The 2,322-nt window shown below is 39.4% G+C and carries 1 protein-coding gene; it reads right to left on the bottom strand.

Going from position 1 to position 2,322, the window contains the following annotated elements:
• Positions 1–342: 342 nt before the first annotated feature.
• The gene (locus KO525_RS06855) at positions 343–2,019 is read right to left on the bottom strand and encodes an alpha-L-fucosidase (RefSeq protein WP_215963060.1); all 1,677 of its coding nucleotides are present in this window, start codon (positions 2,017–2,019) and stop codon (positions 343–345) included.
• Positions 2,020–2,322: the final 303 nt, after the last annotated feature.

Here is a 2,322-nt window from a genome sequence, read left to right as displayed (position 1 = left end):
TTGTAGATAAGTTATTATCAATACGTTTGTTCACAAGTTTATTATCCTCTTCATCAATCACCACAATGACGTGATTATTTGAATGTAAATCAATGCCGCAGTAAAGTGTCATAACAGCCTCCAGTTTGGGTTTTGGATTTGAGCATCTACAGCATAGCTGGTACTCAAATTGGAGGTCTGTCTAGAGGATTTTCAGAGTCGCTGATTTTCTTGCGCTATAGACATCGGCTGACAAGTGAGGACCCTAATGGCCGTGAAACGCCCTATATTAAATATAATTAAATCGTCAGGGGCCAATTACTGACCCCTCGCGGTATGTTGGTATCAATGTTCATTTGTTGTTTAATTGTAATCTGTTGAATCTTTGGAATGAATCTCATTATCTTTTATGCTTTCAACGCCTTTATCCAACGCTGAACGTACAAATTGATTATTTACAGTTTCAATCTTAAATACCCACGCATGTTCGCTTTCACCAAAATCTTTTGGTGGCTCAATAACCAACCCTTTTCCATTTAAATGCCATTTTATTTGTTTCGAAGATCCCAATAATGATACGCGTTTGACGGTAGAATCAGCCCAACCTTTTGTACCTTTTATGGTGAATGGGTGATTTGGTTGCTCCGCAGCAATAGCAAATAGGTCATTACCTTTAGCGGTAAAGTACAATTTGTCTTTTTTCTGCTCTGTATGTTTCCAATAACGGCTACCATAAATTGCTTCACCGTTGATCTTTAACCAAGTGCCCATATTTTTTAAACGTTGAACTTGCCAACTAGGGATCGTACCGTCAGCTTTTGGCCCAATATTAATTAAGAAGTTACCATTACGACTGATAATTTCTATCATTTCATGGATCACTTCTTTATCTGATTTTTTCTTAAATGGGTAATCTTCTCTTTCTTCAGCTGCAAGATAGCCAAAAGAAGTGCCAAAAGTAGTACAACTTTGCCATTTTGGGCCTATGCTTTTTAGTCTCAAATTGTCTTTTTCGTATGCGCCAACGCCCGCTGGAAAATTCGGGTTACCCCCTTTATTATTGAGGTAAACCTGCTTACCTTTTGCCGCAGCTTCGTTCATAAAGTCAGTGATCATTAATCGCACTTGGTCATAAAAATACTGAACTTCTGGTCGAAACTCTGGTGGCGGCGGATTCGTGTTATTACGAGATAAATTAGACTTATTACCATCGCGGGTTAAAATTGGATAATCATCCATCCATAAAAAGTCAGGGTCATATTTCGCCTGAATTTCTTTCCACCTTGCAACATAGTCATCCACAAACTCTTTTGAGTAAGATGTTGGTCCATATAATAAGGCCGCTTCAGGATTAAGCCTGATCTCTTCAGCTATATCAGATCGTCTAACACCATTTACAGTAAACTTTGTCTTTCCCCCAGGTTCTCGCAAATTAAAGTGGTTAGGTAAGCGTTCGCGATGCGTTGATGGTGCGTATTTTAAACCTTGTTTTCTTAAAGCTTTTCCTAAATCTCCAACCAAGTCACGATTCGGCCCTTTATCCATTGCATTCCACGGTGTTAAATCTGAATCCCAGTTCGCCCAACCGTCATGATGTTCTGCGGTAAATACAACATAAGTCGCGCCGACATCTTTAAACAATGAAGCCCATTGGTCAGGATCCCAATTTTCGGCTTTAAAATGATCGATGATGTCTTTGTAACCAAACTCAGGAGGATGAGCACCAAAACGTTGTTCCAATAGCGGGTAATAATAATCCGGTTCGTCATACATTAGACGTGGAAAATGCTCAGCGTAGCCTCTGTCTCCTTTTTTGGCACCTACAACACTATACGGCCCCCAATGAATGAAAATTCCTATTTTCCCATCATCAAACCATTTAGGGACAGGCATTTCTTGTAAAGACTCCCAGCTGCCATCATAGGGTTTTTGTGGCTCATTAAAGTACTTTTTTTGTGGGGCACAGCCGCTCAAAGCGGTTCCGAAAGCCAAAACAACCGCAGTGTATTTGAGCCAATGTTTAGGTTTACAATATTCCATTAAGAGCACCTGATAGCTAAGTTACCTATATAAACAAAAGGTTAATTGTAAATCCGTAAAATTAAACCTAAACCTAAACCTAAACCAGTGGGGACAGCGTCGCTGATTTAAAATTTTACTATCAGCGACTCTGACCCTGAGCTATCCCCACAAATTTTTTAAATAAACCAGCGAGATAGTGAATAAAGTTGGAACTTTCATGATGCTTGGTGATCTGATCAATCGCCAAAAATCACAAATCGGTAAACACCATGAAAGTTACCCATATATTGAAGAAAACACTCTCCGTTGTCACCCCAAATA

It is taken from the genome of Psychrosphaera sp. B3R10, assembly GCF_018861025.1.
Taxonomy (GTDB): Bacteria; Pseudomonadota; Gammaproteobacteria; order Enterobacterales; family Alteromonadaceae; genus Psychrosphaera; species Psychrosphaera algicola.
Note: the sequence above shows the minus strand (reverse complement) of the source record. Positions and strands in the feature narration are given on the sequence as shown.